The sequence below is a fragment of the Salinibacterium sp. SWN248 genome (assembly GCF_015864575.1).
Lineage (GTDB): Bacteria > Actinomycetota > Actinomycetes > Actinomycetales > Microbacteriaceae > Rhodoglobus.
Genome location: NZ_JADYWW010000003.1, coordinates 191,523 through 216,976, shown reverse-complemented (window position 1 = coordinate 216,976; position 25,454 = coordinate 191,523). Strand labels below are relative to the sequence as shown.

Here is a 25,454-nt window from a genome sequence, read left to right as displayed (position 1 = left end):
GAATCTCCACTTTCGTATCCGGGGCGAGCCCCGGGCCTGCATAAGAATAGCAGAGCGAACCCCAATAAGCGAAGGACATCATGAGCGAGCCCACCCCAGACGAGACAAATGAAGCACGCGACATCTCAGAAGTGCCCGCAGTCGAGGTAATCAACACCGTCGCCGTGCACATGCTCAGCGCTGCCGCCGTAAAACTCGGCCTTTCTGATGGGCCGGATGCGGAGTCAGAGAAGGACCTCGACGAGGCCCGCAAACTGATCACCGCTCTTGCCGGCCTCGTGACCGCCGCCGCCCCCGAGATCGGCGACCACCACGCGCGGCCCTTGCGCGACGGACTCCGCTCGGTTCAGCTCGCATTCCGCGAAGAATCACGGTTCCCCGACGCTCCCGGCAAAGGACCAGGCGAAAAATACACCGGCCCCGTCAACTAAGACGGCACCCGCTAGTTGCTCTCAGCTGGTGGGCAAGTCAGGCAGTGGGCAAGTCGGCCGCTGGTGCGCGAACGACCTGGACTGCGAGCGAATCGACCGACTGGGCGATGAGTTCAGAAGCACTCCAGCGTTCGCGCATCCGCTCCATAACCGCATCTAAGGTCTCGCGGTCAAGCCCTTCACGCATCGCGATCTGAACGACCAACTCGGGGCCATGCAGCCGCGCACCGGGGTCGCCGGCCAGTAGCTGAATGTCAGCGACATATTCTTCGCTCTCTGCGGATGCCACGAACTCGTCGCGCACATCGGCGCGTAAAAAGCTCGGCGTCCACGGAACAGACTGCGCGATCGCCCACACTGCTGGACGGCGAAGAATGAACTCGCTGTCGCTGAGCGGATCGATGATCACCAAATCAGTGTTTTCGCTCGCGGCCGCAAGCGCCACACGAGTGCCCGCTGCCGGCACGGGCCGAGCATCCGGGTTCCACGCCTTCATGGCTTCAACGGAACTGAATACGGGTAACACGGCGCGACCATCAGGCCCAGTGACAGTTACGATCGATAGCTCTTGAGTCTTATCGATGGTGAGGCCCTCGGGGGACGCCCCCGTCTCCCCCGCCTTGGCAAGCAGCGGGATCAGAAGGCGGGACTCGCGAACCTGATCAACAACCTCGGCCTCAGTGCCCACGCCAGAATGAAAGCGGGTGATGGTGGCCATGAGCGCTTCAGGAGCGCTGCCATCGTCATCCGGTGCTGCGTTGGGCTCAAAAGAGCGCCCCTCCCACGGCACGCCTGCGGAATCTGTTGCGTTCATTTCGTCGCCCATGTCAGCTCCCGTGTCAGTGCTCGGTCAGTTCCGGTGTCTGCGCCTGCGCGTTGATTCGCTTAGTGCGAGGAGACGTCGAGGGCTTCAGCGAGCGTGAATGCCTTGGCATAGAGAGCCTTGCCGACGATGGCGCCCTCGAGGCCCTGAGGAACAAGCTCGCGCAACTCGATGAGGTCGTCCAAGCTGGAGACTCCCCCTGAGGCGATGACCGGGCGATGCGTGCGCTCCATTACCTGACGAAGCAATTCAATGTTGGGGCCCTGCAGCGTGCCGTCTTTCGTGACGTCAGTGACCACGTAGCGGCAGCATCCGGCAGATTCCAGGCGGTCGAGGACCGTCCAGATGTCGCCACCCTCTTGAGTCCAACCACGAGCAGCCAACGTCGTGCCACGAACGTCGAGGCCGACAGCAATTGCCTCTCCGTACTCGGCGATGACGTGAGCAGCCCACTCGGGGTTCTCCAACGCTGCGGTGCCCAGATTGATGCGCTTTGCGCCAGTGGCAAGAGCTGCTTCCAGCGACTCGTCGTCGCGGATGCCGCCCGAAAGTTCGATATTGACGCGCTTGGGCGTTGACTTGATGACCTTCTTGATCATCGCGTGGTTGTTGCCACGACCGAAGGCAGCGTCGAGATCCACAAGGTGGATCCACTCGGCACCCTGATCGACCCAATCGTGAGCCGCAGCGCACGGGTCGCCGTAGCTCTTCTCAGTGCCTGCCTCGCCCTGTGTGAGGCGCACGGCCTTGCCGTCGGCTACATCCACTGCCGGAAGCAGGGTAAGACCGGGGGTTTTGTTGAACTCGCTCATAGATACGCTCTCTAAAGACCTGACCGCGGAACGCCGCGCACAAGCATCCGATACTAGTGCACGCAGAACACGCGCAAAATCAGAGGGTCTTCAACCAGTTGCCTAGCAGTCGGATTCCAGCTTCGCCCGACTTCTCCGGGTGAAATTGAGTGGCAGTCAAAGGTCCGTTTTCGACAGCGGCCAAGAAGCGCCCGCCGTGGTCTGCCCAGGTGAGCTTTGGCTGCGGAAAAGGCGGTTGAACGTCAAGCGTCCACTGCTGTGCGGCATAGGAGTGCACGAAATAGAAACGCTCATCCCGCACCGAATCGAACAGCGTCGTATCTTCGGGAGTTTCGACGGTATTCCACCCCATGTGAGGCAAAACCGGAGCGGGTAACTTTTCTACAACACCCGGCCACTCATTAAGGCCATCGGTCTGAATTCCGTGTTCGTCGCCCGAAGCGAAGAGCACCTGCATCCCGACACAGATGCCCATAACCGGCCGACTGCCCGTGAGGCGCTTCTCGATGATCGCGCCACCGCGCACGGACTCGAGCGCCGACATCACCGCTGCGAAAGCGCCAACGCCCGGCACGAGGAGCCCGTCGGCGGCTTCAGCGACAGAGCGATCCGCACTCAGACGCACGTTCGCACCAGCAGCCTCGAGAGCCTTCGCCGCCGAATGAATGTTGCCGGAACCGTAATCAAGGATGACAACCGAAGGAGCAACCACTCTAGAGCGCACCCTTCGTCGACGGAATGCCCGTTACCCGCGCATCCGGCTCCACCGCTGCACGCATCGCGCGAGCGAAGGCCTTGAACTCTGCCTCAGCAATGTGGTGCGGGTCACGCCCGCCCAGAACTGTTACGTGCACGGTGATACCCGCGTTGTAGCTGATTGCCTCAAACACGTGACGCACCATAGAGCCCGTGAAGTGACCACCGATGAGGTGCATCTCAAAACCCGCAGGCTCTCCCGTGTGAACAAGGTAGGGGCGACCGGAGACATCGACAACGGCGCGAACGAGTGCTTCATCGAGCGGGACGAGAGCGTCGCCGTAGCGCGAAATGCCAGCCTTGGTGCCAAGTGCTTGCTTGATAGCCATACCGAGCGCAATGCCGATGTCTTCAACCGTGTGGTGCACGTCAATGTGGGTGTCACCAGTGGCTTTGACGGTGAGGTCGATCAGCGAGTGCTTCGAGAACGCCGTAAGCATGTGGTCGTAAAAGGGCACGCTCGTGTCAATGGATGAGGTGCCAGTGCCGTCGAGATTGATCGAAAGCTCGATGCTCGACTCGCTGGTTTCACGCGTAATCGTCGCGGTGCGCTGTGAGGTCATTGTTCAACTCTACCGAGCGTCTGGAGGTCGGCCATCGCATCCAAGAATGCGGTGGTTTCCTCTTCGGTGCCGGCGGTGACTCGCAAGTGATGCGGAATGCCGACGTCACGGATCAGGATGTCCTGGATGAGGAGCTTATGGAACAGTTCCTGAGGGTCAGCAACGTTGCCGAACAATACGAAGTTGGACTCACTGGGAACTGGGGTGAATCCCAATGCTTCAAGTCCAGCACTCATGCGGTTACGCTGCGCCTTGATCTCATTGACCATGGCGAGCATTTCCGGCGCGTGGGCCAGCGCTGCTACGGCTGCCGCCTGTGTGAGCGCCGACAGGTGGTACGGAAGTCGCACCAAACGCAGGGCATCCGCAATTGCGGGGTCAGCGGCGAGGTAACCGACTCGCGCGCCGGCGAAGGCGAATGCCTTGCTCATCGTGCGGGACACGAGAAGTCGCGGGCGCCCCTCAAGGAGCGCCAGAGCCGATTCGCGATCAGAGAACTCGGCATACGCTTCGTCGACGAGCACGATGCCATCAGTCGCGTCGTAGGCGGCCACGATCGTGTCGTTGCTAACGGGGGTGCCGGTGGGGTTGTTAGGGGAACAGAGAAAGACGACGTCAGGTGAGTGCTCAGCGATTGCGGCGACGACGTTCTCTGGCGTGATGTCGTAGGCGGGATCGCGCGGTGCCGTGACCCACTCGGTGCCGGTGCCCGAAGCAATGATGGAGTGCATCGAATAGGTGGGCGGGAAGCCAAGCACGCGGCGACCTGGCCCGCCGAACGCCTGCAGCGTCTGCTGAAGCACTTCGTTGGAACCATTGGCCGCCCACATATTGTCGGCAGTAAGGCCGTGACCGAGGTAGGCCGCAAGAGATTCGCGGAGTTCAGTGAATTCGCGGTCGGGATAGCGGTTGGCGTTCATCACTGCGCCAGCAAGAGCCATAACAATGTCGGTCGCAACCGCTTCCGGAATCGGATGCGTGTTCTCGTTGACGTTCAGCTGGATGCGAACCGGATCGGTTGGTGCACCGTAGGGAGTGAGACCCCGGAGGTCATCACGAATGGGGAGATCTGATAGCGAAGTCACTCCACCAATGGTAGAGGAACAGGCTGTGGCCGGATGCCGTGGCCGTGGTGATGCCGGCGGAGCTGGGAAGGCTAGTTGGAGAAGCTAGCGGGGATCGCGAGCTCTTGACCCGCGAAGATGTCTGCTGACGACATCTGGTTCACTTCGATCAACTGGGCAACAACCTCGCGCGGGTCGTGACCCGGGGCGTGCTGCTCGGCGATGTTCCACAGGGACTGGCCCGCCGCGACATCGACATAGACGAAGGCGTTCTCGTTGGACTCGAGAGTCGCAGCAGCGCCGCCGCTGTTGAGCGAGATAAGAAGGGCCGCGATAACCAACGGCGTGGCCGCCAGAGTCATAAGGACGACGCGACCACGCGTGGTGAGGCGAAGACGCGGTGCGGACTGCCGTGCACGGACAGCCGCGTTAGGTGCAATCACAGCAGTAGACATCATTCGCTCCTCGTGGGGGTGGTATCGCATCCGGCTCTCGGCCGGGAGAACCGGATGCGAAGTTGTGTTCCGAACATACATTCGAATAGTTCGAATATCAAGTAGATATTCGAAGAAGCCACTGACATTTGCTCTCGACACTCGAACAAATGTTTGATTTTGGCCCCTTCTGCGGATACAGTTTCGAATGAGCCACTGACATTGGAATCGTCGGTGGCAGAAACAGAGGACTCCGTGACTGACGCAAGAGCACCCCGTGACGACGTTTCCGAGCGCGGAACACGGCGGCGCACCAGCCTGAGCGCTAAGCAGCAGGCGATCCTCGAGATGATTCAGCGAGCAGTCGCTACCCAGGGGTACCCGCCGAGCATGCGCGAGATCGGCGATGCCGTCGGACTCTCTTCACTGTCGAGCGTTACCCACCAGCTCAACCAGCTCGAGCTCAGTGGCTACGTGCGCCGCGACCCCAATCGTCCCCGCGCCATCGAAGTTCTTATCGACGTTCCCAACGCCGTCGACGAATCCAGCACGATCAGCCCGTCAATGGGCGACGCAGCAATGGTCCCGCTTGTCGGTCGCATCGCCGCCGGAATCCCCATCACGGCCGAGCAGCACGTTGAAGAAGTGTTCCCGCTCCCCCGTCAGCTTGTGGGCAAGGGCGAACTTTTCATGCTGAAGGTCGTGGGAGATTCCATGATCGATGCCGCTATCTGCGATGGCGACTGGGTGGTCGTGCGTCAACAGCAAACTGCCGAGAACGGCGATATTGTCGCCGCGATGCTTGACGAAGAAGCAACCGTGAAGGTGTTTCGTCAACGAGACGGCCACACGTGGCTATTGCCGCGTAACTCAAACTTCGAGCCGATCCTCGGTGACTACGCCCAAGTGCTTGGCAAAGTAGTAACGGTGCTGCGCGCGCTCTAGCGCACGATCACAACACCTGCCGTGGCCTCGCAGGCCGTGAGGTCGGCGTCATCCCACTATCGGACGACGCCGACGCCCCACTAAACCTGCTTCGAAACGAACTCTTCGATCTCTGGAACTCGCGCCGGGTGAACCAACGCGGTAACCAGCGTGCCCTCTTCGCGGTAATCGGTCGAGATCACTCGACCCTGCACGTGGAGACGCGAAATGACCTCGCCACGGTCATACGGCACGAGCAGAGTCACCTCGATCTCGGGAGAAGGCAGAAGTTCCGCGATGCGCGCATTGAGTTCGTCGATGCCCTCGCCCGACCGGGCCGAAACAAAGATTCCGGTCGGCTCCAGGCCACGAATCAACAGACGCTGATCGTCATCCGCAAGATCGCTCTTGTTGAAAACAACGATCTCGGGAATGTCACGCGCGCCGAGTTCGCCAATAACATCGCGCACCGTGGCGAGCTGAGCGCCAGGATCAGGATGCGACGCGTCGACAACGTGCACGATGACATCGGACTGACCGATCTCTTCGAGCGTCGAACGGAAAGCTTCCACCAGCTGATGCGGCAAGTTGCGCACGAAACCAACCGTGTCACTCAACGTGTACAGCCGACCATCGGCAGTTGCCGACTTGCGCACGGTGGCGTCGAGGGTCGCGAACAGCGCGTTCTCGACGAGCACACCCGCGCGCGTCAGCCGGTTCAACAGGCTCGACTTGCCGGCGTTCGTATAGCCCGCGATCGCCACACTCGGAACCTCAAAGCGATCACGATTTGCCCGCTTCGCTTCACGCGCCGGCGCAAAGCCCTTGATTTGCTTGCGCAGGCGCGCCATCCGCGTGTGGATACGGCGACGATCGAGCTCAATCTTGGTCTCACCGGGGCCACGGCTACCCATGCCGGCACCCGCACCACCGACCTGGCCACCAGCCTGGCGGGACATCGATTCACCCCAACCACGCAGACGGGGAAGCAAGTACTCCATTTGAGCGAGCTCCACCTGGGCCTTGCCCTCGCGGCTCGTCGCGTGCTGGCTGAAGATGTCAAGAATTACCGCAGTGCGGTCGATGACCTTGACACCCACAACGTCTTCAAGAGCGCGCCGCTGGCTGGGAGCAAGCTCGGTATCGGCGATCACGGTATCGGCGCCGGTCGCGGCCACCACGTCCTTCAGCTCACGCGCCTTGCCCTTGCCCAGGTACGTGCTCGGGTCGGGGTGGCTACGGCGCTGCAGGAGGCCGTCAAGCACGACGGCGCCCGCAGTCTCGGCTAGCGCAGAAAGCTCGCGAAGCGAGTTCTCGGCCTCGCGCAGGTTTCCCTGCCCGTAAATACCGATGAGCACTACGTTCTCGATGCGCAGCTGGCGGTATTCAACCTCAGTGACGTCATCAAGTTCGGTCGATAGACCTGCCACCCGCTTCAGGGCGTGGCGATCCTCGCGATCGAACTGGTCACCATCGCGATCGGACTCATAGTGAGCATCCGATTGCAGCGCCTGAGCGCCAGATTTGCCTGCTCCTTCGGAACCGAAGCGCGTCACTGCGGCATGGTCGGAGCTTTCTGCGGCCAGAACACGGTCGACGGAACGCTCGGCGTCGTCGCCGTTGGAGGCCTCGATACTGGTTTCTGTCGTGTTTCGCGTCATTGGGTTAACCCTACTTCTCTAGTTTTCGGTAAGTTCTGTGCATGGCTAACGAGCATTACTTCTCGTCATCACCCGAGAGTGATCTCAAATTGCGGACGATTCACGCGACCATTGCTGGTCTCGAACGCGAACTTGTCACGTCAAATGGGATCTTCAGTCCGGAACGGATCGACGCTGGAACCAAGGTTCTACTGGCGAACGTGCCCGCTCCTCCCCCGGGAGGAAACCTGCTTGACCTCGGTTGCGGCTGGGGACCGATGGCGCTCACCCTTGCCCTCGAGTCACCTCATGCAACGGTGTGGGCGGTGGACGTCAACGAGCGCGCACTGGATCTTGTACGCGCAAACGCCGAAAAATTGTCCATACCCAACATTAACGCGGTTTTGCCCGCAGATGTTCCCGAAGACATAACGTTTATGTCTATTTGGTCGAACCCGCCCATCCGCGTCGGCAAGAACGAGTTGCACAACATTCTCCAGACCTGGCTGCCCCGACTCGAAGAAGACGCCGACGCTTGGCTGGTTGTACAAAAGAACCTCGGATCGGATTCCCTCCACCGGTGGATGGAAGCAACCTTCCCCGACGACTTCAGTTTCACACGCGCCGCAACCAACAAGGGCTACCGGCTACTGCGGGCGCGGCACCACGCTGCCACGCTCGACGACGCTGACGCCTAGGCTGCAGCAAAGGGCCGTGAGCGGCCTTCAGGGGCTCGCTAAGCGAGTTCGAGGCTGCCAGTGTAAACGAGCTCGGCCGGACCGCTCAGCGACACGTGTTCGCCATCCTCGGTCGGGAACATGCGAACAACAACGGTTCCGCCGGGAACGGTGACCCGCCACTGGTGGGGAGCGCTCGCTCCGGCGTAATGCCGAATAGCGAGAGCCGCGGCGACCGCACCCGTGCCACACGACAACGTTTCGCCACTGCCGCGCTCATGCACGCGCATCCGGATCGAACCAACACCGTCTTTGACGAGTGGCTCGGCCGGCACCACGAATTCAACATTTGCGCCGTTTTCGGGCACAGGATCAATCACGGGAGTGTAGTTGAGGTCAGCCCCATCAAGCTCGGATTCTTCAGCGAGAGCGACAACCACGTGCGGGTTACCCACGTTGATACCGAGCCCCGGACGGGCAACATCAAGCTCCTTGGCCCGCACAAGCGGTTCTCCGCCGTCAAGAGCCCAACGGCCCATATCGACCTGATAGCCGGCCATGTTGCGCTGAACATCGCGCACCCCGCTGCGCGTACCGATCGGCAAAGTGTCACCGGGCTCGAAATCAACAAAACCCTCATTAGCGAGGTACTCCGCGTAGACACGGATGCCGTTGCCACACATCTCGGAGATGCTGCCGTCGGCGTTGCGGTAGTCCATGAACCACTCGGCGTCGGCATCTTCGGCAAGAGCCGCAGCGCCCGCGTCGAGATTGCGGGACCGGACGGCGCGGATGATTCCATCGGCGCCCACACCAAAGTGACGATCGCAAATGGCCGCAACCTGCTTCGGGGTGAGATCAATCTCACCGTCCGGATCAGAAAACAGCACGAAGTCGTTGCCAGTTCCCTGACCTTTAGTGAAGTTAAGCGTTGCCATGCGTTCCATTCTCCCCCATCACGATCGACAGAGCGCGCTCTGCCCGCTCGGGATCGTCATACTGCAGCCAATGACAGTGGTCGTAGCGCTTGAACCAGCCCACCTGACGACGCGCATAGCGGCGCGTGAGGGCGGCCGTCTGCTCGATCGCGTCTGCCTCAGTGAGCGTGCCGTCCAACTGCTCGATCGCCTGGGCATAACCGATAGCGCGAGCGGCGGTGACGCCCAGCCCGCGCGGACGAAGCTCACGAACCTCATCGAGCAACCCAGAGTCCCACATCTGCTGCACGCGGGCGTTGAGCCTTGGAACAAGTTCATCTCGAGGCGCAGCTACGCCAAAAATATGCGCGGGAGTCCATAGTTTTTTCTCTTCGGGAAGCCCGGCGCCGAACGGCTCGCCCGTAATCTCAATCACCTCGAGGGCCCGAACGATACGCCGCCCATTGCTCGCGCCGATCGAGTGCGCGGCTGCCGCGTCGAGCTGTTGAAGGCGCTGAAACAGAAGACCAACACCCAGCTCGTCGAGTTCGGCTTCAAGACGCGCGCGAACATCCGGGTCTCGGGCAGGAAATTGGAAGTCGTGGATCACGCTCGAAACGTAGAGTCCCGAGCCGCCAACCATGATCGGCACGCGCCCGGCGCTCTGGATTTGCCGAATGATTCGCCGCGCATCCGTCTGGTACTGAGCAACGCTGGCGTCGTCGGTGGGGTCGAGCGCATCAAGCAGATGGTGTGGGATGCCGCGGCGCTGGTCGAGAGGCAGCTTCGCTGTGCCGATATCCATGCCCCGATACAGCTGCATGGCGTCGGCGTTGACGATCTCGGAGGAGATGCCCTGACGCGCAAGACCGTCCGCGACGTTCAAGGAGAGTTCAGACTTACCTGTACCCGTCGCGCCGACGACCACGACGAGCGGGAACGCAGCGGCGGTGTCGCTGGCAAGTGTCGGGTCGGGCGCGGAGCCGGGCCGGTCAGGACGAGCAGAAACTTCCCCCGACGCGGTCAGTTCAGACTGCTCGCGCTTGACATGCGGTGGTTGTGCCATTTCTTGCTTAGCGAAGGGAATCGCTGGGGTCATAGATCGGTGTCGTAGCGACACGGATCGTGGGCAGACCGAGCGATACACGTGGACTCGCGTCTGCTGCACCTGCGCCTGTGCTTGTGCCTGCGCCCGTGGGGACACCACACGACGCTGCCTCGGCACGGTCCCAGGCATCTCCCGCACGAGTACGACGAATGTTGAGCACTCCCCCGGGTTCGGTGTCGGCAACGAGGTGGAACGCCGCAGCTTCGGTGATCGTGAGTGTCACGACGTCACCGGGGCGCGGCGTAGCGCTGCCCTCCGGAATGTTGAAGTGCACGAGTCGAGAGTCTTCAGCGCGGCCAGAGAGTCGCGCAGTTTCTGACTGCTTGCGGCCTTCCATCGCGGTCGCCATCACCTCGACGGTGCGGCCGATCTGCTTGTCATTTTCTTCGCGAGAGATCCTGTCCTGAAGGGCAGCGAGGCGCTCAAAGCGCTCTTGCACGACCTCTTTAGGAATCTGGTCTTCCATGGTGGCCGCGGGAGTTCCGGGACGAATTGAGTATTGGAAGGTGTACGCCGAGGCGAAACGTGATTCTTCAACCACACGCAGGGTGTCTTGGAAGTCTTCCTCGGTCTCACCGGGGAATCCCACGATGATGTCGGTCGTGATCGCGGCGTGAGGCATTTGCGCCCGCACTCGCTCAAGGATGCCGAGGAACTTGGTCGAACGGTAACTGCGGCGCATCGCTTTGAGGATGCGGTCGGAGCCTGATTGGAGCGGCATGTGAAGCTGCGGCATCACATTCGGAGTTTCCGCCATCGCGTCGATAACATCGTCGGTGAATGCTGCGGGGTGCGGGCTGGTGAACCTGACGCGTTCAAGGCCTTCGATGGAGCCCGTGGCGCGCAGCAGTTTACTGAACGCTTGGCGGTCGCCAAATTCGACACCATAGGAGTTCACGTTTTGACCGAGGAGCGTGATTTCGGTAGCGCCGTCATCGACTACCGCTTGCACTTCGGCGAGAATCTCGCCTGGGCGACGGTCTTTCTCTTTGCCGCGGAGCGTGGGAACGATGCAGAATGTGCAGGTGTTGTTGCAGCCGACAGAGATCGACACCCACGCGCTGTGGGTTGATTCACGTCGGGTGGGCAAAGTCGAGGGAAAAACGTCGAGCGATTCGAGGATCTCGAGTTGGGCTTCTTCGTTGTGGCGGGCCCGTTCGAGCAGTGTGGGCAGTGAGCCCATGTTGTGGGTGCCGAAGACGACATCAACCCACGGAGCTTTCTCGAGGATGACGCCCTGATCCTTTTGAGCAAGACAGCCGCCGACAGCAATTTGCATGCCGTCGTGCTCTTTCTTAACGCTCGCCAACATGCCGAGGTTGCCGTACAGCTTGTTGTCGGCATTCTCGCGAACGGCACACGTGTTGATGACAACGACGTCCGCTTGGCCTTCAGTCGCTCGCACGTAGCCAGCGGCTTCGAGCGAGCCGCTCAGTCGTTCTGAATCGTGCACGTTCATCTGGCACCCGTAGGTGCGCACTTCGTAGCTGCGCGGGGTCGCCAGTTTTTCGTCAATCATGTGTTCCACCTTAAGCCTCAGCGTTGAGGAGGGTTGACAGGCGCGAAGCTCGCCGAGCTTCTAGCGAAAGCGGGGGCCGTGCGATGATCCGCCGGCACCGGGCGCCAGCGCGGTGTTGACTGCCGATGACACCACAGAGCCGGAGTAGCCTCTGCGAAGCAGGAATCCGCTGAGGCGGCGCTTGGCCGTTTCGTTGTCGAGCGAGCGCAGTTGTGGTGCGCGTTTGAGTGCGACTTCATTTGCGCGTTCTTGTTCTTCATCACGCTCAAAGTCGACGACGGCGTCAATGTGCTCTTGGTCGATCTTTCGACGACGAAGTTCCGCAATGATTCCGCCGGAGCCGAGGCCTTTACGTTCGCGCAATGTGCGGGTAAGCGTTTCGGCGAGGGCCGCATCGTCGAGGAGCGCGGACCCTTCAAGACGCTCGATCTCTGCCTCGACCTCGTCGGACTCGAATTCACGCGTTCCGAGAAACTGGGTCATCTCGTGCGAGGACATCCCGCGGCGAGCAAGCGCCCGCATGCTGACTCGGCTGATCTCGGAGAAGCCGTCGCGGGCTTGCTTTCGCGCCGTGCGCGATGACCCATCTGCCGGTTCCGCCGTTGCGGACCCGTTAGCGGGATGATCGGCCGAAACCGCTGCTTCTGAAGCAACCGGTTCAGGGACGAATCGTGGCTCGCGACCAGTTGCTGGCTGCGGTTCTTCTTCGTCGCCGGGCGGACTGAAGTCACGCATTGTGGGCAATGCGCGCAGCACGGCCTGCGGTTCTTCAACGGCTTCAGCTGCCCATTGTTCTTCTGCGGAGGATTCCTCCGGCGACGACTCCACCACGTCAGCGCGCGCAGCGCTAGACCTGTCAGCAAAGAGGTTGATGACGGGGGCGATGTAATCGTCGTCGGAGGAATTCACCAGTACTACCTACTGCCCAGAAGCCTTCTTGAGGGGCGCGGCAGCAGTCTTAGCCGCCACCGGCAATGTGGGGCCGTCAGCTTTGGCCTCAGCCTTAGCACTGGCCTTAGCGGCTTTCTCCGCAACAGCGGCAGCATCAGCAAGCGCTTTTGCTTCGCTTGCATTGGCAGCCTTAGCTTCGGCGCCGACACCGAGCTTGCGCATGATCTTTTGCTCAATCTCTAGCGCGATGGCCGGATTTTGGAGCAGGAAAGCACGAGACTTCTCTTTGCCCTGGCCGAGCTGGTCGCCATCGTAGGTGTACCACGCGCCCGACTTGCGGACGATTTCGTGGTCGACACCGAAGTCGATGAGGCTACCTTCGCGGGAGATACCAATGCCGTAGAGGATGTCGAACTCCGCCTGCTTGAACGGCGGAGCCATCTTGTTCTTCACGACCTTGACTCGCGTGCGGTTACCCACCGCATCCGTGCCGTCTTTAAGCGTTTCGATACGACGGATGTCGAGGCGCACTGACGCGTAGAACTTGAGCGCCTTACCGCCGGCGGTGGTTTCGGGGCTACCGAAGAAGACACCGATCTTTTCGCGCAGCTGGTTAATGAAAATCATGGTGGTGTTGGTCTGGCTCAGGCCACCGGTGAGCTTGCGCAGCGCCTGCGACATGAGTCGAGCTTGAAGACCGACGTGCGTGTCGCCCATCTCACCTTCGATTTCTGCGCGCGGAACCAACGCAGCAACCGAGTCGATGACGATCAGGTCGATAGAGCCACTTCGCACCAGCATGTCGGCGATTTCAAGCGCCTGCTCACCGGTGTCGGGCTGGGAAACGAGAAGGGCATCGATGTCGACGCCAAGCTTCGCTGCGTATTCCGGGTCGAGCGCGTGCTCGGCGTCGATGAAAGCTGCGATTCCGCCATTGCGCTGGGCGTTGGCGATGGCGTGCAAGGTGAGCGTGGTCTTACCCGAAGATTCCGGGCCGTAGATCTCGACGATACGGCCGCGGGGAAGCCCACCTATGCCGAGTGCGACATCCAAAGCGATGGAGCCGGTGGGAATAACCTCGACCGGAGCACGCTCATCGCTGCCGAGGCGCATGACTGAGCCTTTGCCGAACTGACGGTCAATTTGAGCGAGTGCGGTCTCAAGGGACTTCTCGCGGTCTGCTACTGATGGCATTACTTCTTCTCCAGTGGTCGTAGGTTGCTGCCCATAGGCTGTCGTGATTGGCGTGGACCGATGATGCAAGGCCCGCAACCTCCCGACAAAGGCTGTGTTGCTAATGCCACGCTACGGGCATGCTCTGACATTCCAGAGAAGCGACGTGCGTAACTCATCCAAACTCAATATTCGAAAGGATGTTAGGGAGAAGACTACCAATATCGAACAGATGTTCGAACATGCCACGCAGAAGCGAAAAGATTACTTCTTGGGCTCGCGCTGGCCAACGCCATAGCGGCGATCCGCGGGGACATCCATAGCGTCACACAGGGCGGCCCACACCTGTTTCGCGGGAACACCACGCGAAAGCGCTTGAGCCGCGGTCACGCCGCCGACTGGACCAAGCACCTGATCGTTGACGAGAACGCGGCCGTAGGGCTCGCCGAACTCATCGGAGACAGCCAACCAGAACTCACTCAATCGCATTACTCCACCCTAAACGCGACAACAGCACGCCGAACGCACGAATGCCCCGCTCCACACCGGAACGGGGCACTGACGCGATGACAGCGACGTGATGACACTGACGTGATGGGGTTAGCGCGAAACCAGGTTCGAATCGAACTCTGCGACGAGTTCGTCGGGCAGAGTATCGGGAATCGTGGTTGCGCCTTCGATGACCGCTAGACGGTCGCCGACCTCGCGCATAATCACGGAGATGGGCGTATCGAGAGCTTCAGCTACCGAGGCAAGAATTTCAGAACTCGCCTCTTTCTGACCACGTTCAACCTCACTGAGGTATCCGAGAGCAACGCTCGCCTTACTTGCGACCTGTCGAAGGGTGCGTCCCTTTTGCAAGCGGAAGTCGCGGAGAACGTCACCGATTTCTTGACGAACTAGAACCATTGGACACTCCCTTTCTGACTGAATCGTGCGACCAGACTATTCTGGATAGCTAAGACTACAGCCACTTTATGTTCTGAACTCTAACCGCTCCACACTGGAGAAGCCTTGTGAGTTCGCTTACTGTAACCGAGCCGAAACATGGATTATTCCCGGCCCCTGCCACGACCTGTCACCAGTTCTGGGGACAACCAAATCACCTGCGAGAACTAGTCTTCCGACGTGAGGTAGTCATACAAACACTGCAGCGCCTCGTGCACGGCCTGCACACGAATCTCGTGTCGATCCCCCGCAAAGTGGAAATCTCTCGTCTCCACGAAGCCAGTGGCCGCGAAACCGATGAACACGGTTCCAGGCGGCTTGCCCTCGTGAGAGTCCGGCCCCGCGACACCCGTCGTTGCCAAGCCGAAGTAGGCCTGTTGCTCGCCGACCCCGAGAACGTCGCGCGCTCCCGTGGCCATGTGTGCTGCGACATCCGGATGCACCGTGCCGTGGATGGCGAGCAGACTTGCATCAACTCCGAGAACCTGATGTTTGATGGCGGTGTTGTAGGCCACCACTGCCCCATTGAGCACCGCCGAAGCACCGGGCACTGCCACGAGCGACGCGCACAACAGACCTCCCGTCAAAGACTCGGCTAGAGCAAGGGTTTGTCGTTGTTCGGTGAGAATCGCCACGATCTTCGTGGCGAGTTCTTCAGTAGTCACTGGTGAAGGGTCACGCTCCTGAGTTGGATTTGCGGGTGTGGCGCCATGCCTGCCACAGGTATTCGATGCCGGTGTACATCGTCAAGATGAAAGCGATAGCCATCACGAACCAGTTCACCCAGAGGACCCACGGGCCGAGCACGGTGAACAACGGGACCAAGAAGAGAGAAATAGCGACGGCCTGCAGAACGGTCTTCAGCTTGCCTCCGCGGGAGGCCGGAACAACGACCTTCGACAGCACCGCAAAACGGTAGATCGTGATACCGAACTCGCGGACCAAGATAAGGATCGTGATCCACCACGGCAGTTCACCCAGAATCGACAGGGCAACGAGAGCGCCACCGGTCAGAATCTTGTCGGCAATGGGATCCAGGATGATCCCGACGTTCGTGATGAGGTTTCTCCCGCGAGCCAGATGGCCATCGACGGTGTCAGTGACGATCGCGAAGATGAAGAGGGCTGCCGCCATATAGCGGATGAGCCCCATTTCGCCGTCATCGAGCAGCAGCATCCAAATGAAGAGCGGTGCTAGAAAGATCCGCACCACAGTGACGATGTTGGCGATGTTGGCATTCGACGCCGGAGAATCACCCTTGCGAACCATCCGACCACGAAATGAGCTGGTGCGGTGGGGCGGAGCGGATTCAGAAACTGGTTGGTCGCCCACGCGATCACTCCCGATCGGTCAAATTCCAGGCGTCCTCGTCTGAGGCGCTTTCTACTTCATCGTATCCGCTGAGAGACTCTTCTACCGCGTCAACCGGACCCGGCTCATCTTCTCCCCGCAGTCGCGCGAGCACCGCTGGCAGCTGCTCAACCGACACGAGCACGTCACGCGCCTTCGAACCTTCTGACGGGCCGACGATCTCGCGCGATTCGAGCAAGTCCATAAGACGACCGGCCTTGGCGAACCCGACGCGCAGTTTGCGCTGCAGCATCGAGGTGGAGCCAAACTGCGTGCTGACAATGAGCTCGGTCGCCGCCAGCAGCACATCGAGGTCGTCCCCGATGTCAGCATCAATCTGCTTCTTCTCGGCGACAACAGCGACATCGTTGCGATACTCCGGTTGTGCCTGCGCGATCACGTGCTTCACGATTTCAGCTACTTCGCTCTCGGGAACCCACGCTCCTTGAACACGAATCGCCTTGGAAGCTCCCATCGGCAAGAAGAGTGCGTCTCCCTGACCGATGAGCTTGTCTGCGCCCGGCTGATCGAGGATCACGCGAGAGTCCGTCATGCTCGAGACCGCGAAAGCGAGTCGTGATGGCACGTTGGCCTTAATGAGTCCCGTGACGACGTCGACGCTGGGGCGCTGGGTGGCAAGCACGAGGTGGATTCCGGACGCTCGCGCCAACTGCGTGATTCGCACAATCGAGTCTTCGACGTCGCGCGGTGCGACCATCATGAGGTCGGCGAGCTCGTCGACAACGATCAGCAGGTACGGATAGGGCTTGAGCTTGCGTTGGCTGCCTTCGGGAAGCTTGATCTCATCGGCGATGACCGCACGGTTGAAGTCGTCGATGTGACGGAAACCGAAACTGGCGAGATCGTCGTAGCGCATGTCCATCTCTTTCACGACCCACGCGAGGGCTTCAGCAGCCTTCTTCGGGTTCGTGATGATGGGCGTGATGAGGTGAGGAACCCCGGCATAGATCGAGAGCTCGACGCGCTTCGGGTCGATGAGAACCATGCGCACTTCGGCCGGCTTTGCCCGCATGAGCACCGAGGTGATCATGGAGTTCACAAAGCTCGACTTACCCGAGCCGGTCGAACCGGCAACCAACAGGTGGGGCATTTTCGCAAGGTTCGCTACGACAAAGCCACCCTCGACGTCCTTGCCAAGACCGATCGTCATGGGGTGTTCACTCTTCGTGCTGGCGCTGGAACGCAGCACGTCACCGAGCGACACGATCTCGCGGTCCTTGTTGGGAATCTCAACGCCGATAGCGCTCTTGCCCGGGATGGGCGACAGGATGTTGACCTCGTTGCTTGCGACCGCGTAGCTGATGTTGCGGGCGAGCGCGGTGACGCGCTCCACCTTCACGCCAGGACCGAGCTCGAGTTCATACCGCGTCACAGAGGGGCCGCGGCTGAAACCGGTGACCGTGGCATCCACGCTGAACTGCTTGAGCACTTCAGTGATCGCTGCAACGACTTCGTCATTCGCTGCCGAGCGCGACTTGGGCGGGGTTCCCGCCGAGAGCATCGCTGCCTGCGGAAGCCGATAGACCGAGGTCGACTGAGGAGTGGTCTCGTGCGGGCCGTCAAACTCGCCCGCATTGCCCTTTTCGCTCGCTTTGGTGGTGAAACCAGGCAGGATGCCGGGGCCGTCGTCACGCACACCGGTGGCGGAAGCATCCACTTCTCCGGTCGCGTACTTCTTGACCGCGTCTTCAGCCTTGAGGAGATCTTCGAGCAGCTCGACGCCGAACTCATCTTCTTTCTTGGTGAGATCTTTTGCTGCAGGCGGCTGAACCGGAGCGGCTGACGGCGAAGCGGTCGGGGCCACGATTTCAGTCGATTGGTCACGAGAAATTACGGGGCTATCAAAAGCTTTGTCTTGCGTCGGTTGCGACTTGTTGCGGCGCCACCAGGGCAGCGATCCCGTGTCGTTGGCATCCCCGAGCCCGATGTCGGTCAGAGACCCGAACTGAACGGAGTCGTTCGAGGTGCCACCGGCCTGAGCCTTGGCCGCGGCCCGTTCTTCATCCGTCTGCAGCTGTGCACCGAAAAGGTAAGCGTAGAGTTCGCGCAGTCGCGACGGCAGCCGATTGGGCGGTGTCTTCGTGACGATGAAGATCGAGAGCACCAGCAGAAGCACGATCAGGGGCACTGCGAGCCACACACCACCAAGCCACAGCAGCGGATTTGCAAGCAGCCAGCCGAATACTCCCCCGGCGCGGGCAATAACCTCAGCACCTTCTGAGGGGTGCGGCTGCCCGGTGTACACGTGACAGAGCGCGGCAACCGTCACGATAAGAATGCTGAGCCCGATGCCGATGCGGCCGTTGTCGTGAACGCTCGACGGATGCCGGAACATCCAGACCGCTAAGAGAAGCAGAATCACCGGCAACGCGAAGGCCACGCGCCCGACGAGGCCACCGAAGGTGTATGCGTCGAGCGCGATCGCTACCGAGTCGGTGGGATTGAACCACTCGACGACGGCGCCAACGATCGCCAGCAGGAAGAAGAGGAAAGGAACACCGTCGCGACGCTCGTCTTTCGTGAGCTCCTCACGACCGAAAACACGGAACGCTCCACCGACCATGTGCGCGAGCGCGAGCCACAGTTTGGTGAGGGGGCCCTCCGGCTCGACCGGAGGCTTCTTGCCTCGCGGCATCCGTTTGGTCGCTTGGGTCTTATTCGTGGTGTTTCTGGCGCGCGGTTTCGACGCACCCGAGCGCGAGGTCGACGATGTACGCGTAGCCATAATTCAACGCTACCGGTGGCCTCTGTCAGAGCGATGCAGCGACACTCATCGCGCCCGCTCTGCCGCACCAGCCCTAGTAGCGAATGGCATCGATAACTTTCACCCTGACCGCTACGAGTGCCGGCATCAATCCCGCTAGCGCCCCTACTGCCGCGGATGCCGCGAGCGCGATCAACGCTGCCTCAAGCGGGAACGGTGGGAGATCTTGCACCCCGGGCGCAATGAGTTCTTGGACGGAGGGATTCTGAACGATGACGATCGCCAGCGCCACACCGATAACCCCCGCGGCGACTGTTGCGACGACGCTCTCCATCATCACCGCGAAGAAGACTCGGCCAGCAGTGGCCCCAAAGGCTCGACGTACTCCGATTTCTCGTACGCGGTACTTGACGGTCACGAGGGAGATATTGACGAGGCCAAGAGCGCCGAGGAAAAGGATCAGGCCCGCGATGCCCCCGATCACCCATTGCAGCGGCTCGAGAGGACTAGGCCCACCCCAGGCGAGATAGTCATTTCGGTTGACGTTCGCTCGCCAGTCTGCGCCGAAGTCACCGACGATATCGCGAGTGATGATGTCTTGCAGCTGCGCGGATTGTTCTTCAGGAACCCACAGTTCGTAACTGATGTCGGATTGTTCCCCCGCGGAGGCTCCGAGTAGGGCCCGGAATGGGTCGGCCAGCATCGACAGGGTGAGCCCCGTCGAGAATGGTTGCGGGAGAAAGACTCCCACTACAACGGCAGTGGTGGTGGTCTCCCCTTCCAGCACAATCGTCGGGTGGGTGCGCAGGTCTGGGCGACCGAGCTGTTCGTAGAACTCGTCATTGATCACGACGGCGGGAGCAAGCCGGTTCGCATCCTCGTCGGTGAGCCAACGCCCCTCTCCGAGCTCAACGCGGTGCATGACTCCATAGGCGGCGCTGACTCCCTGCACGGCCGTGTACTGCGTGCCGTTCACAAGGTTCGCTGTGACACTCCCCCGCAATAGTGGAGTTGCATGGCTGATTTGGTAGCGCTCAATGATGTTTTCCATGCTGGCCATGAACGTGGTCGCGTCAGGATTCTGGGTTCCGCTTTCTTGGTACGGCGGATAGACGGCAAGCGTTGCGGGGCGACCGCTGCCCCGCTCAAACTGTTCCGTCTGGGCTTGGCCGAACACCGTCCCCGCTCCCACGACAGTGGCGAGCGCGCACACCGCGACACCGATACCGATCAGGCTCAACAAGACACGGGTGCGATTGATGCGCACCTCATCCCACGCTTCGACTACAGCCCCCACCGCACCGCTGAAGACCGCACCCCGCGGCTCGCGGCGAAGCTGCGCGAGAGCAGAGCCGGGGCGCGCGACCAATTCGGTGGATGCGGTCGGCTCAGCGTCCCCGCGTGTTGCGTCCGGTGGTGTCGTCTCCGTTACGTCGGCTCCCGTGAGAGCGATGGCTTCGTTCGGCTCGGTCGAAACGTTCTCAGTCTTTTTCTTTCGCCACCACTTCATAGCGCAGCCTCAGGAAGACTGGCCGCAAGCATCTTGTGCACGTCGATCGGCTCAAGAACCCCGCCGTCAAGACGGTAGTGCCGACGGGCGAGGGCTGCGACGTTCGGATCGTGCGTGATGGTGATGAGAGCAGCGCCTGACTGCTCGGCAACGTCATCCAACAGAGCCATCACCGTCTTGCCTGTCTCGACATCCAGAGCACCGGTCGGTTCGTCGGCGAGGATCAGTCGGGGGCTGCGAACAAGGGCGCGCGCGATAGCAACACGTTGTTGTTCACCGCCCGAGAGCTTCTCAGGCATCGAGGCCATCCGATCACCAAGCCCGACACGGTCGAGCATCTCTGCGGCGATAGCTTTACGTCGCCAAAATTGGCGCCCTGAGGCATAGAGCAAGGGGGTCATGACATTCTCGAGAGCCGTGCGGCCCGCAAGAAGATTGAACTGCTGAAAAATGAAGCCAACATCTCGTCCGCGCTTGCGATCGCGTTTGCTGCCCGCGAGTTTCTCGAGCGGCTCGCCGTCGAACACAATCCGACCTGAAGTGGGGTTGTCGATGAGCCCGAGGAGATTGAGCAGAGTTGATTTTCCTGACCCCGAGCGCCCCACAATGCTGATGTGGTCGCCAACCTCGACATCGAGAGTGATCCCTTTGAGGATCTCGAGTGTCGAGAAATCGGGCAACTCGACCGAACGTGTGACTCCATCAAGCGAAAGCAACGGCATTAGTAACACACCACTTCGTCGCCGTCTTTGTAGCAGTTATCGGGAAGCGCCTCCTCGTCGACGGCTTCTGCGCCAGGCACGAACTGCAAGATAGTGTCACCCACTTCGAGGCCTGACACGACTTCGACGTTCACGCCGTCGTTGAGGCCCAAAACTACTTCCCTCAATTCGGTTGTGCCATCCGGCAGAACGAAATGAACGTTTCCGGAGCCGGCAGCACCCTCGACCGCTGTGATGGGCACAATCATGACGTCCTCGGCAATCCCGCCAGCAATTGTGATGTCGGCGGTGAGACCGGGAAAGACCACGACATCACTCGGCACAGTGCAGGACACTGTCGGCCCGGATGTCGCTTCCACCCCCGCACCCGCCTCGCTCGCCGACGCGAACGCAATGCTCAGCCCCGTGCACGTAAAGGGTGCCGGGCCGCCATTGATGGCAACGCTCGCCTCTTTCGGACGATCCACGAGGCGATAAAGCTGTTCTGACGGTACGGTTCCGCTCACGATGTACGAGGGCGGAGCTACGCTGCCTACCGCAGACCCCACCTGAAACGACGACCCGACAAGCGCCGTGAAGTCCGTCAGTTTGCCCGTCGCTGGCGCCTCAACAATTTTCCACTGCGTTCCCGACGTTCCATCGGGGTTGACTACTTCGGCCCGCAGCTTCAGGATCTCCTGGCCCTTCTTTACCGATTGCCCGGCCGACACCGCCACTTCGCGCACCTCACCCGAAAGCGTCGCCGGGATCGGAACTGCTGCGGTAGCAGTGATGTTCCCTGTCAGCTCGACATCGTTGGTAATCGTTCCTGTCGCCACTTCGTAATGCTGTTCTTCAATGGCGACCGTCGGGTACTCGAGACTGTCCGCGCTGAGAGCGTCACCAAAGAACGCGAATTTCACGAGCGCTGCCGCGATTACGGCAAAAATGATCATCCAGATGATGGGGAAGACCCACCTGCGCGCAACGCCCACTTGAAACCCCGAATCTGAAGGAAGCCCGTCGACACAACCGAGCAATCTTCACATCACACCACCTCGGGGGCCGAAAAACAAGTCCAACGTTCAACCGCGCGCAGACGTCTAGAACAACCGCATCCCGTGCGCCGGGCGCACGAATGGCGCGGAAGCCGAAGCTCCCGCGCCATCCATAAAACCTACGCTTCGATAATGACCGGAACGATCATCGGACGACGACGGTGCTGAGTGTTCACCCAACGACCCACCGTGCGACGAACCACCTGAGCGAACGCGTGAGTATCGCGGGTGCCATTCTCGGCGGCATCCGTCAGCGCCTTGACCACCTGCGGAAGCACAGCGTCGAACACGCCTTCGTCTTCTGCGAATCCTCGAGACTGGATCTCGGGCCCCACAATGACCTTGCCGGTTTGAGGATCCACCGCAACGAAGATGGAGATGAAACCCTCTTCGGCGAGGATACGGCGATCCTTGAGGTCGGCCTCCGTGATCTCGCCGACGCTCGAGCCATCGACGTACACGAAACCGACATCAAGCTGACCCACAACAGCCGCGTGGCCGTCCTTGAGGTCAATGACAGTGCCGTCTTCAGCAATGATCGTGTTTTCAGCGGGAACGCCCGATTGAATGGCGAGGTTCGCATTTGCGACCAAGTGGCGGTACTCACCGTGAACCGGCAGAACATTCTTGGGGCGCAAGATGTTGTAGCAATAGAGCAATTCGCCCGCAGCCGCGTGACCTGAGACGTGCACCTTGGCGTTCGCCTTGTGCACGACGTTGGCACCCAACTTGGTGAGGCCATTGATGACGCGGTACACCGCATTCTCGTTGCCGGGGATGAGGCTCGAAGCGAGGATGACCGTGTCACCCTGACCGACCTCAATCTGGTGCTCCATGTTGGCCATGCGTGCCAGAACAGCCATCGGCTCGCCCTGGCTGCCGGTGGACATGTACACGAGCTGGTTGTCGGGGTAGTTGACGGCCTTCTTGGCGTCTAACAGAACCCCGTCGGGCACCTTGAGGAATCCGAGGTCTGACGCGATGCCCATGTTGCGCACCATGGAGCGCCCCATCAGAACAACCTTGCGGTTGTTGGCGATCGCGGCATCCAGAACCTGCTGAACACGATGGACGTGGCTCGAGAAGCTCGCCACGATAACGCGTCGCGGAGCCTTAGCGATAACCGCTTCGAGTACTGGGCCAATGTCGCGCTCGTTGGGCGTGAAGCCGGGAACGTCGGCGTTGGTGGAGTCGGAGAGGAACAGGTCGATTCCCGCTTCGCCCAGACGCGCAAACGCACGCAGGTCGGTGATGCGGTTATCGAGGGGCAACTGGTCCATCTTGAAGTCACCCGTGTGCAGGACGGTGCCCGCGTCAGTGGTGATGGCGACAGCAAGAGCATCCGGAATCGAGTGGTTGACGGCAACGAACTCAAGATCGAAGGGGCCGATTTTCTCTTTCTGGCCCTCGGTGACGTTGAGGGTGTACGGCTTGATGCGGTGCTCCTTGAGCTTCGCCTCAATCAACGCGAGAGTCAGAGTCGAACCGATCAGCGGGATGTCTTGGCGCAAACGCAAGAGATAAGGAACAGCACCGATGTGGTCCTCGTGTCCGTGCGTGAGCACAATGCCGAGGATGTCATCGAGACGATCACGAATCGAGCTGAAGTCGGGCAGGATCAGGTCGACACCAGGCTGGTGTTCCTCAGGGAACAACACGCCACAGTCAACGATGAGAATCTTGCCGTCAATTTCGAACGTGGTCATGTTGCGACCGATTTCGCCAAGACCACCAATCGGGGTGACACGAAGCGTGCCCGATTCGAGGGCGGGCGGATCAAAAATAGAAACTGGCATTCAGTACCTTGCAGATAGTTGTGTGGGGCCGTCAGCCCCCGTGCGAAAAATGTGGGCCATGCCCGTGGCAGAGCCTACCCCGCGTGGGTGAACCTAGCGGGTTGCCCCGGCAATCTTGGGCAGGGCTCCCCCGGCCGCGGCATTGCGGTCAGGGCGAAAGTTGGACAGATCGAGCCCCTTAATACCCGAGACGAGAGCCAACTCGTCTTCGATGAGGGCCGCCTCAGCGTCTTCGGGGCCTACGAGCGGCAAGCGCACGCGCGGACTCGAAATACGGCCGAGACCGTGAAGGATGTACTTGGCTGCAACCGTGCCGGGTACGTGAGTCATCGCAGCGCGCACGAGTGGCTCGAGAGCTTGGTGGGCGGCCGTTGCGGTTGCAAGGTCGCCAGCATTGACGGCATCCACGATCACGCGGTACGGCGCTGGCGCGATGTTGGCCGTCACGCCGATAAGGCCAGAGGCACCGATCGACAAGTGCGGCAAGACGTTGGAGTCGTCACCGGAGAAGTACATGAGGTCAGTCTGGTTGAGCACGCGGCTCACCTCGCTGAAGTCACCCTTGGCGTCTTTGACGGCGAGAATGTTGGGGTGCTTGGCGGCACGAAGAATGGTTTCGTACGTGATCGGGATTCCCGTGCGGCCCGGAATGTCATACAAGATCACCGGCAAATCAGTCGCGTCCGCAATCATGCGGAAGTGCGTGAGCACACCAGACTGAGTGGGCTTGTTGTAGTACGGCGTGACGATCATGACGCCGTCAGCGCCCGCCTTCTCGCTCGCTTTGTAGAGCTCGATGGCGTGTGCGGTCTCGTTGGAGCCACCGCCCGTAATGATCTTGGCGCGCCCACCAGAGACCGACTTGGCCACCTCAACGAGCTTGATCTTCTCGGGATCAGTGAGCGTGCTCGTCTCCCCCGTGGTGCCCGTGACGACGATGCCGTCGGCCCCAGAGGTGATCACGCTATCGATGTGCTTCTCTACATCGGCCCAATCGACTTCACCCTCAGAGGTGAAGGGCGTAATGAGCGCAACAAGGACTTGGCCGAAGGGATTCTCTTTAGTCACCCCTCTAGGCTACCGCTGCTGAGGCTCTTGGTTCTCGTAACGCAAAAATCGGTACCGAAGATCAGTGGATGACGTGTGCCAGCCGTCGACCGGATCGGTGGCGGCGAGCATCCACTCGTCATCGAGCGCGGGTGCCACTGTGTCGCCATCGAACGTGGCGGCGATCTCGGTAATCTCCACACGATCGGCATGATCAAGGACTGAGGAGAAGATCTCCGCTCCCCCGATGACCCACACGGTGTCTAGTGCGCCGGTGGCGTCAGCGTCAGCAGAAACGGCGGCCCCAGAATCAGCGGATTCCGCAGCCAGCTCAATCGCCGCGTCAACGCTGTGCGCGACTTCGGCTCCGCTCGCGGCCCACGTTTCCTGGCGAGTGACAACGATATTGCGTCGCCCTGGCAGCGGGCGAAACCGTGGATTCAGGGAATCCCACGTCTTACGCCCCATGATGACGGGGCTGCCGAGGGTGAGTTCTTTGAAGTGCTTGAGATCTTCGGGCAAGTGCCACGGCATCGAGCCGTCATGACCGATGATTCCACCGGCGGACTGTGCCCAGATCAAGGCGA

At 60.7% G+C, this 25,454-nt stretch carries 26 protein-coding genes; 3 read left to right on the top strand and 23 right to left on the bottom strand.

Annotated elements, in window-relative coordinates; all coding sequences use genetic code 11:
* Window positions 1-80: 80 nt before the first annotated feature.
* Window positions 81-431: a DUF1844 domain-containing protein gene (locus I6E73_RS14395; protein ID WP_197126597.1), complete on the top strand. Its 351-nt coding sequence runs from the start codon at window positions 81-83 to the stop codon at window positions 429-431.
* 37 nt (window positions 432-468) lie between these two features.
* On the opposite strand, the gene I6E73_RS14390 is transcribed toward I6E73_RS14395, so the two are convergent.
* The 6 genes from I6E73_RS14390 to I6E73_RS14365 form a co-directional block, all read right to left on the bottom strand.
* Window positions 469-1,245 (bottom strand): SseB family protein, encoded by a 777-nt coding sequence (locus tag I6E73_RS14390; protein ID WP_197126595.1) that lies wholly within the window; start codon window positions 1,243-1,245, stop codon window positions 469-471.
* Between the two features lie 71 nt (window positions 1,246-1,316).
* Window positions 1,317-2,066 (bottom strand): bifunctional 1-(5-phosphoribosyl)-5-((5-phosphoribosylamino)methylideneamino)imidazole-4-carboxamide isomerase/phosphoribosylanthranilate isomerase PriA, encoded by a 750-nt coding sequence (priA, locus tag I6E73_RS14385; RefSeq protein ID WP_197108662.1) that lies wholly within the window; start codon window positions 2,064-2,066, stop codon window positions 1,317-1,319.
* 79 nt (window positions 2,067-2,145) lie between these two features.
* Complete coding sequence (gene hisH / locus I6E73_RS14380) at window positions 2,146-2,778, bottom strand: imidazole glycerol phosphate synthase subunit HisH (protein WP_197108664.1); 633 nt, start codon at window positions 2,776-2,778, stop codon at window positions 2,146-2,148.
* A 1-nt stretch (window position 2,779) separates the two neighbouring features.
* On the bottom strand, window positions 2,780-3,385 hold the full coding sequence (gene hisB, locus I6E73_RS14375; RefSeq protein WP_197110599.1) for an imidazoleglycerol-phosphate dehydratase HisB: 606 nt from the start codon (window positions 3,383-3,385) through the stop codon (window positions 2,780-2,782).
* On the bottom strand, window positions 3,382-4,470 hold the full coding sequence (locus tag I6E73_RS14370) for a histidinol-phosphate transaminase (RefSeq protein ID WP_197126593.1): 1,089 nt from the start codon (window positions 4,468-4,470) through the stop codon (window positions 3,382-3,384). The genes hisB and I6E73_RS14370 overlap by 4 nt, the downstream gene beginning before the upstream one ends.
* A 71-nt stretch (window positions 4,471-4,541) precedes the next feature.
* Complete coding sequence (locus tag I6E73_RS14365; protein WP_231601034.1) at window positions 4,542-4,907, bottom strand: LysM peptidoglycan-binding domain-containing protein; 366 nt, start codon at window positions 4,905-4,907, stop codon at window positions 4,542-4,544.
* A gap of 231 nt (window positions 4,908-5,138) precedes the next feature.
* Here I6E73_RS14365 and lexA point away from each other — a divergent pair, with 231 nt between their 5' ends.
* The gene (lexA, locus tag I6E73_RS14360; protein ID WP_197126591.1) at window positions 5,139-5,828 is read left to right on the top strand and encodes a transcriptional repressor LexA; all 690 of its coding nucleotides are present in this window, start codon (window positions 5,139-5,141) and stop codon (window positions 5,826-5,828) included.
* A gap of 80 nt (window positions 5,829-5,908) precedes the next feature.
* On the opposite strand, the gene hflX is transcribed toward lexA, so the two are convergent.
* Window positions 5,909-7,468, bottom strand: coding sequence for a GTPase HflX (hflX, locus tag I6E73_RS14355; protein WP_197126590.1), 1,560 nt, complete (start codon window positions 7,466-7,468; stop codon window positions 5,909-5,911).
* A gap of 41 nt (window positions 7,469-7,509) precedes the next feature.
* Between hflX and I6E73_RS14350 the strand changes: the two genes are divergently transcribed.
* Window positions 7,510-8,145: a class I SAM-dependent methyltransferase gene (locus I6E73_RS14350; protein ID WP_197108695.1), complete on the top strand. Its 636-nt coding sequence runs from the start codon at window positions 7,510-7,512 to the stop codon at window positions 8,143-8,145.
* 38 nt (window positions 8,146-8,183) lie between these two features.
* On the opposite strand, the gene dapF is transcribed toward I6E73_RS14350, so the two are convergent.
* The 16 genes from dapF to I6E73_RS14270 all read right to left on the bottom strand — a co-directional run bounded on the left by dapF (window position 8,184) and on the right by I6E73_RS14270 (window position 25,449).
* A complete protein-coding gene (gene dapF / locus I6E73_RS14345) occupies window positions 8,184-9,062 on the bottom strand; it encodes a diaminopimelate epimerase (RefSeq protein WP_197108697.1) in 879 nt (292 codons plus the stop codon).
* Entirely contained in the window at window positions 9,049-10,107 is a 1,059-nt protein-coding gene (gene miaA / locus I6E73_RS14340) for a tRNA (adenosine(37)-N6)-dimethylallyltransferase MiaA (protein WP_197126588.1), read from the bottom strand. Before miaA ends, dapF begins: the two co-directional genes overlap by 14 nt.
* Window positions 10,108-10,114: 7 nt before the next feature.
* On the bottom strand, window positions 10,115-11,668 hold the full coding sequence (gene miaB, locus I6E73_RS14335; protein WP_197126586.1) for a tRNA (N6-isopentenyl adenosine(37)-C2)-methylthiotransferase MiaB: 1,554 nt from the start codon (window positions 11,666-11,668) through the stop codon (window positions 10,115-10,117).
* A 60-nt stretch (window positions 11,669-11,728) separates the two neighbouring features.
* Window positions 11,729-12,577: a regulatory protein RecX gene (locus I6E73_RS14945; protein WP_307784330.1), complete on the bottom strand. Its 849-nt coding sequence runs from the start codon at window positions 12,575-12,577 to the stop codon at window positions 11,729-11,731.
* A gap of 9 nt (window positions 12,578-12,586) precedes the next feature.
* Window positions 12,587-13,753 (bottom strand): recombinase RecA, encoded by a 1,167-nt coding sequence (gene recA, locus I6E73_RS14325; protein WP_197108703.1) that lies wholly within the window; start codon window positions 13,751-13,753, stop codon window positions 12,587-12,589.
* Window positions 13,754-13,996: 243 nt separating this feature from the next.
* Window positions 13,997-14,221 carry a DUF3046 domain-containing protein gene (locus I6E73_RS14320; protein ID WP_197108705.1) on the bottom strand — a complete coding sequence of 75 codons (225 nt, stop codon included), beginning with the start codon at window positions 14,219-14,221 and terminating at the stop codon, window positions 13,997-13,999.
* Between the two features lie 111 nt (window positions 14,222-14,332).
* A complete protein-coding gene (locus I6E73_RS14315; protein WP_197108707.1) occupies window positions 14,333-14,641 on the bottom strand; it encodes a helix-turn-helix domain-containing protein in 309 nt (102 codons plus the stop codon).
* Between the two features lie 206 nt (window positions 14,642-14,847).
* Window positions 14,848-15,345, bottom strand: coding sequence for a CinA family protein (locus I6E73_RS14310; RefSeq protein ID WP_197126584.1), 498 nt, complete (start codon window positions 15,343-15,345; stop codon window positions 14,848-14,850).
* A 10-nt stretch (window positions 15,346-15,355) separates the two neighbouring features.
* On the bottom strand, window positions 15,356-15,949 hold the full coding sequence (gene pgsA / locus I6E73_RS14305; protein WP_197110607.1) for a CDP-diacylglycerol--glycerol-3-phosphate 3-phosphatidyltransferase: 594 nt from the start codon (window positions 15,947-15,949) through the stop codon (window positions 15,356-15,358).
* A 67-nt stretch (window positions 15,950-16,016) separates the two neighbouring features.
* Window positions 16,017-18,776, bottom strand: coding sequence for a DNA translocase FtsK (locus I6E73_RS14300; RefSeq protein ID WP_231601033.1), 2,760 nt, complete (start codon window positions 18,774-18,776; stop codon window positions 16,017-16,019).
* A gap of 73 nt (window positions 18,777-18,849) precedes the next feature.
* A complete protein-coding gene (locus tag I6E73_RS14295; protein WP_197126582.1) occupies window positions 18,850-20,265 on the bottom strand; it encodes an ABC transporter permease in 1,416 nt (471 codons plus the stop codon).
* The gene (locus I6E73_RS14290; protein WP_197126580.1) at window positions 20,262-20,987 is read right to left on the bottom strand and encodes an ABC transporter ATP-binding protein; all 726 of its coding nucleotides are present in this window, start codon (window positions 20,985-20,987) and stop codon (window positions 20,262-20,264) included. Before I6E73_RS14290 ends, I6E73_RS14295 begins: the two co-directional genes overlap by 4 nt.
* Entirely contained in the window at window positions 20,987-21,961 is a 975-nt protein-coding gene (locus tag I6E73_RS14285; RefSeq protein WP_307784329.1) for an efflux RND transporter periplasmic adaptor subunit, read from the bottom strand. The genes I6E73_RS14290 and I6E73_RS14285 overlap by 1 nt, the downstream gene beginning before the upstream one ends.
* Before the next feature lie 182 nt (window positions 21,962-22,143).
* Window positions 22,144-23,820, bottom strand: a complete 1,677-nt coding sequence (locus tag I6E73_RS14280) for a ribonuclease J (protein ID WP_197108719.1) — start codon at window positions 23,818-23,820, stop codon at window positions 22,144-22,146.
* A 93-nt stretch (window positions 23,821-23,913) separates the two neighbouring features.
* On the bottom strand, window positions 23,914-24,888 hold the full coding sequence (gene dapA / locus I6E73_RS14275) for a 4-hydroxy-tetrahydrodipicolinate synthase (RefSeq protein WP_197108723.1): 975 nt from the start codon (window positions 24,886-24,888) through the stop codon (window positions 23,914-23,916).
* Window positions 24,889-24,897: 9 nt separating this feature from the next.
* A complete protein-coding gene (locus I6E73_RS14270) occupies window positions 24,898-25,449 on the bottom strand; it encodes a dihydrofolate reductase (RefSeq protein ID WP_231601032.1) in 552 nt (183 codons plus the stop codon).
* Between the last annotated feature and the right edge of the window lie 5 nt (window positions 25,450-25,454).

What these genes read in the sequence shown, in the direction of transcription:
- I6E73_RS14395 (WP_197126597.1), top strand. Translation starts at nt 81, where the DNA reads ATGAGCGAGCCCACCCCAGACGAGACAAATGAAGCACGCGACATCTCA.
- I6E73_RS14390 (WP_197126595.1), bottom strand. Translation starts at nt 1,245, where the DNA reads ATGAACGCAACAGATTCCGCAGGCGTGCCGTGGGAGGGGCGCTCTTTT.
- priA (WP_197108662.1), bottom strand. Translation starts at nt 2,066, where the DNA reads ATGAGCGAGTTCAACAAAACCCCCGGTCTTACCCTGCTTCCGGCAGTG.
- hisB (WP_197110599.1), bottom strand. Translation starts at nt 3,385, where the DNA reads ATGACCTCACAGCGCACCGCGACGATTACGCGTGAAACCAGCGAGTCG.
- I6E73_RS14365 (WP_231601034.1), bottom strand. Translation starts at nt 4,907, where the DNA reads ATGATGTCTACTGCTGTGATTGCACCTAACGCGGCTGTCCGTGCACGG.
- hflX (WP_197126590.1), bottom strand. Translation starts at nt 7,468, where the DNA reads ATGACGCGAAACACGACAGAAACCAGTATCGAGGCCTCCAACGGCGAC.
- I6E73_RS14350 (WP_197108695.1), top strand. Translation starts at nt 7,510, where the DNA reads ATGGCTAACGAGCATTACTTCTCGTCATCACCCGAGAGTGATCTCAAA.
- dapF (WP_197108697.1), bottom strand. Translation starts at nt 9,062, where the DNA reads ATGGCAACGCTTAACTTCACTAAAGGTCAGGGAACTGGCAACGACTTC.
- miaA (WP_197126588.1), bottom strand. Translation starts at nt 10,107, where the DNA reads ATGGCACAACCACCGCATGTCAAGCGCGAGCAGTCTGAACTGACCGCG.
- miaB (WP_197126586.1), bottom strand. Translation starts at nt 11,668, where the DNA reads ATGATTGACGAAAAACTGGCGACCCCGCGCAGCTACGAAGTGCGCACC.
- recA (WP_197108703.1), bottom strand. Translation starts at nt 13,753, where the DNA reads ATGCCATCAGTAGCAGACCGCGAGAAGTCCCTTGAGACCGCACTCGCT.
- I6E73_RS14320 (WP_197108705.1), bottom strand. Translation starts at nt 14,221, where the DNA reads ATGCGATTGAGTGAGTTCTGGTTGGCTGTCTCCGATGAGTTCGGCGAG.
- I6E73_RS14315 (WP_197108707.1), bottom strand. Translation starts at nt 14,641, where the DNA reads ATGGTTCTAGTTCGTCAAGAAATCGGTGACGTTCTCCGCGACTTCCGC.
- pgsA (WP_197110607.1), bottom strand. Translation starts at nt 15,949, where the DNA reads ATGGTTCGCAAGGGTGATTCTCCGGCGTCGAATGCCAACATCGCCAAC.
- I6E73_RS14300 (WP_231601033.1), bottom strand. Translation starts at nt 18,776, where the DNA reads ATGGCTACGCGTACATCGTCGACCTCGCGCTCGGGTGCGTCGAAACCG.
- I6E73_RS14295 (WP_197126582.1), bottom strand. Translation starts at nt 20,265, where the DNA reads ATGAAGTGGTGGCGAAAGAAAAAGACTGAGAACGTTTCGACCGAGCCG.
- I6E73_RS14290 (WP_197126580.1), bottom strand. Translation starts at nt 20,987, where the DNA reads ATGCCGTTGCTTTCGCTTGATGGAGTCACACGTTCGGTCGAGTTGCCC.
- I6E73_RS14280 (WP_197108719.1), bottom strand. Translation starts at nt 23,820, where the DNA reads ATGCCAGTTTCTATTTTTGATCCGCCCGCCCTCGAATCGGGCACGCTT.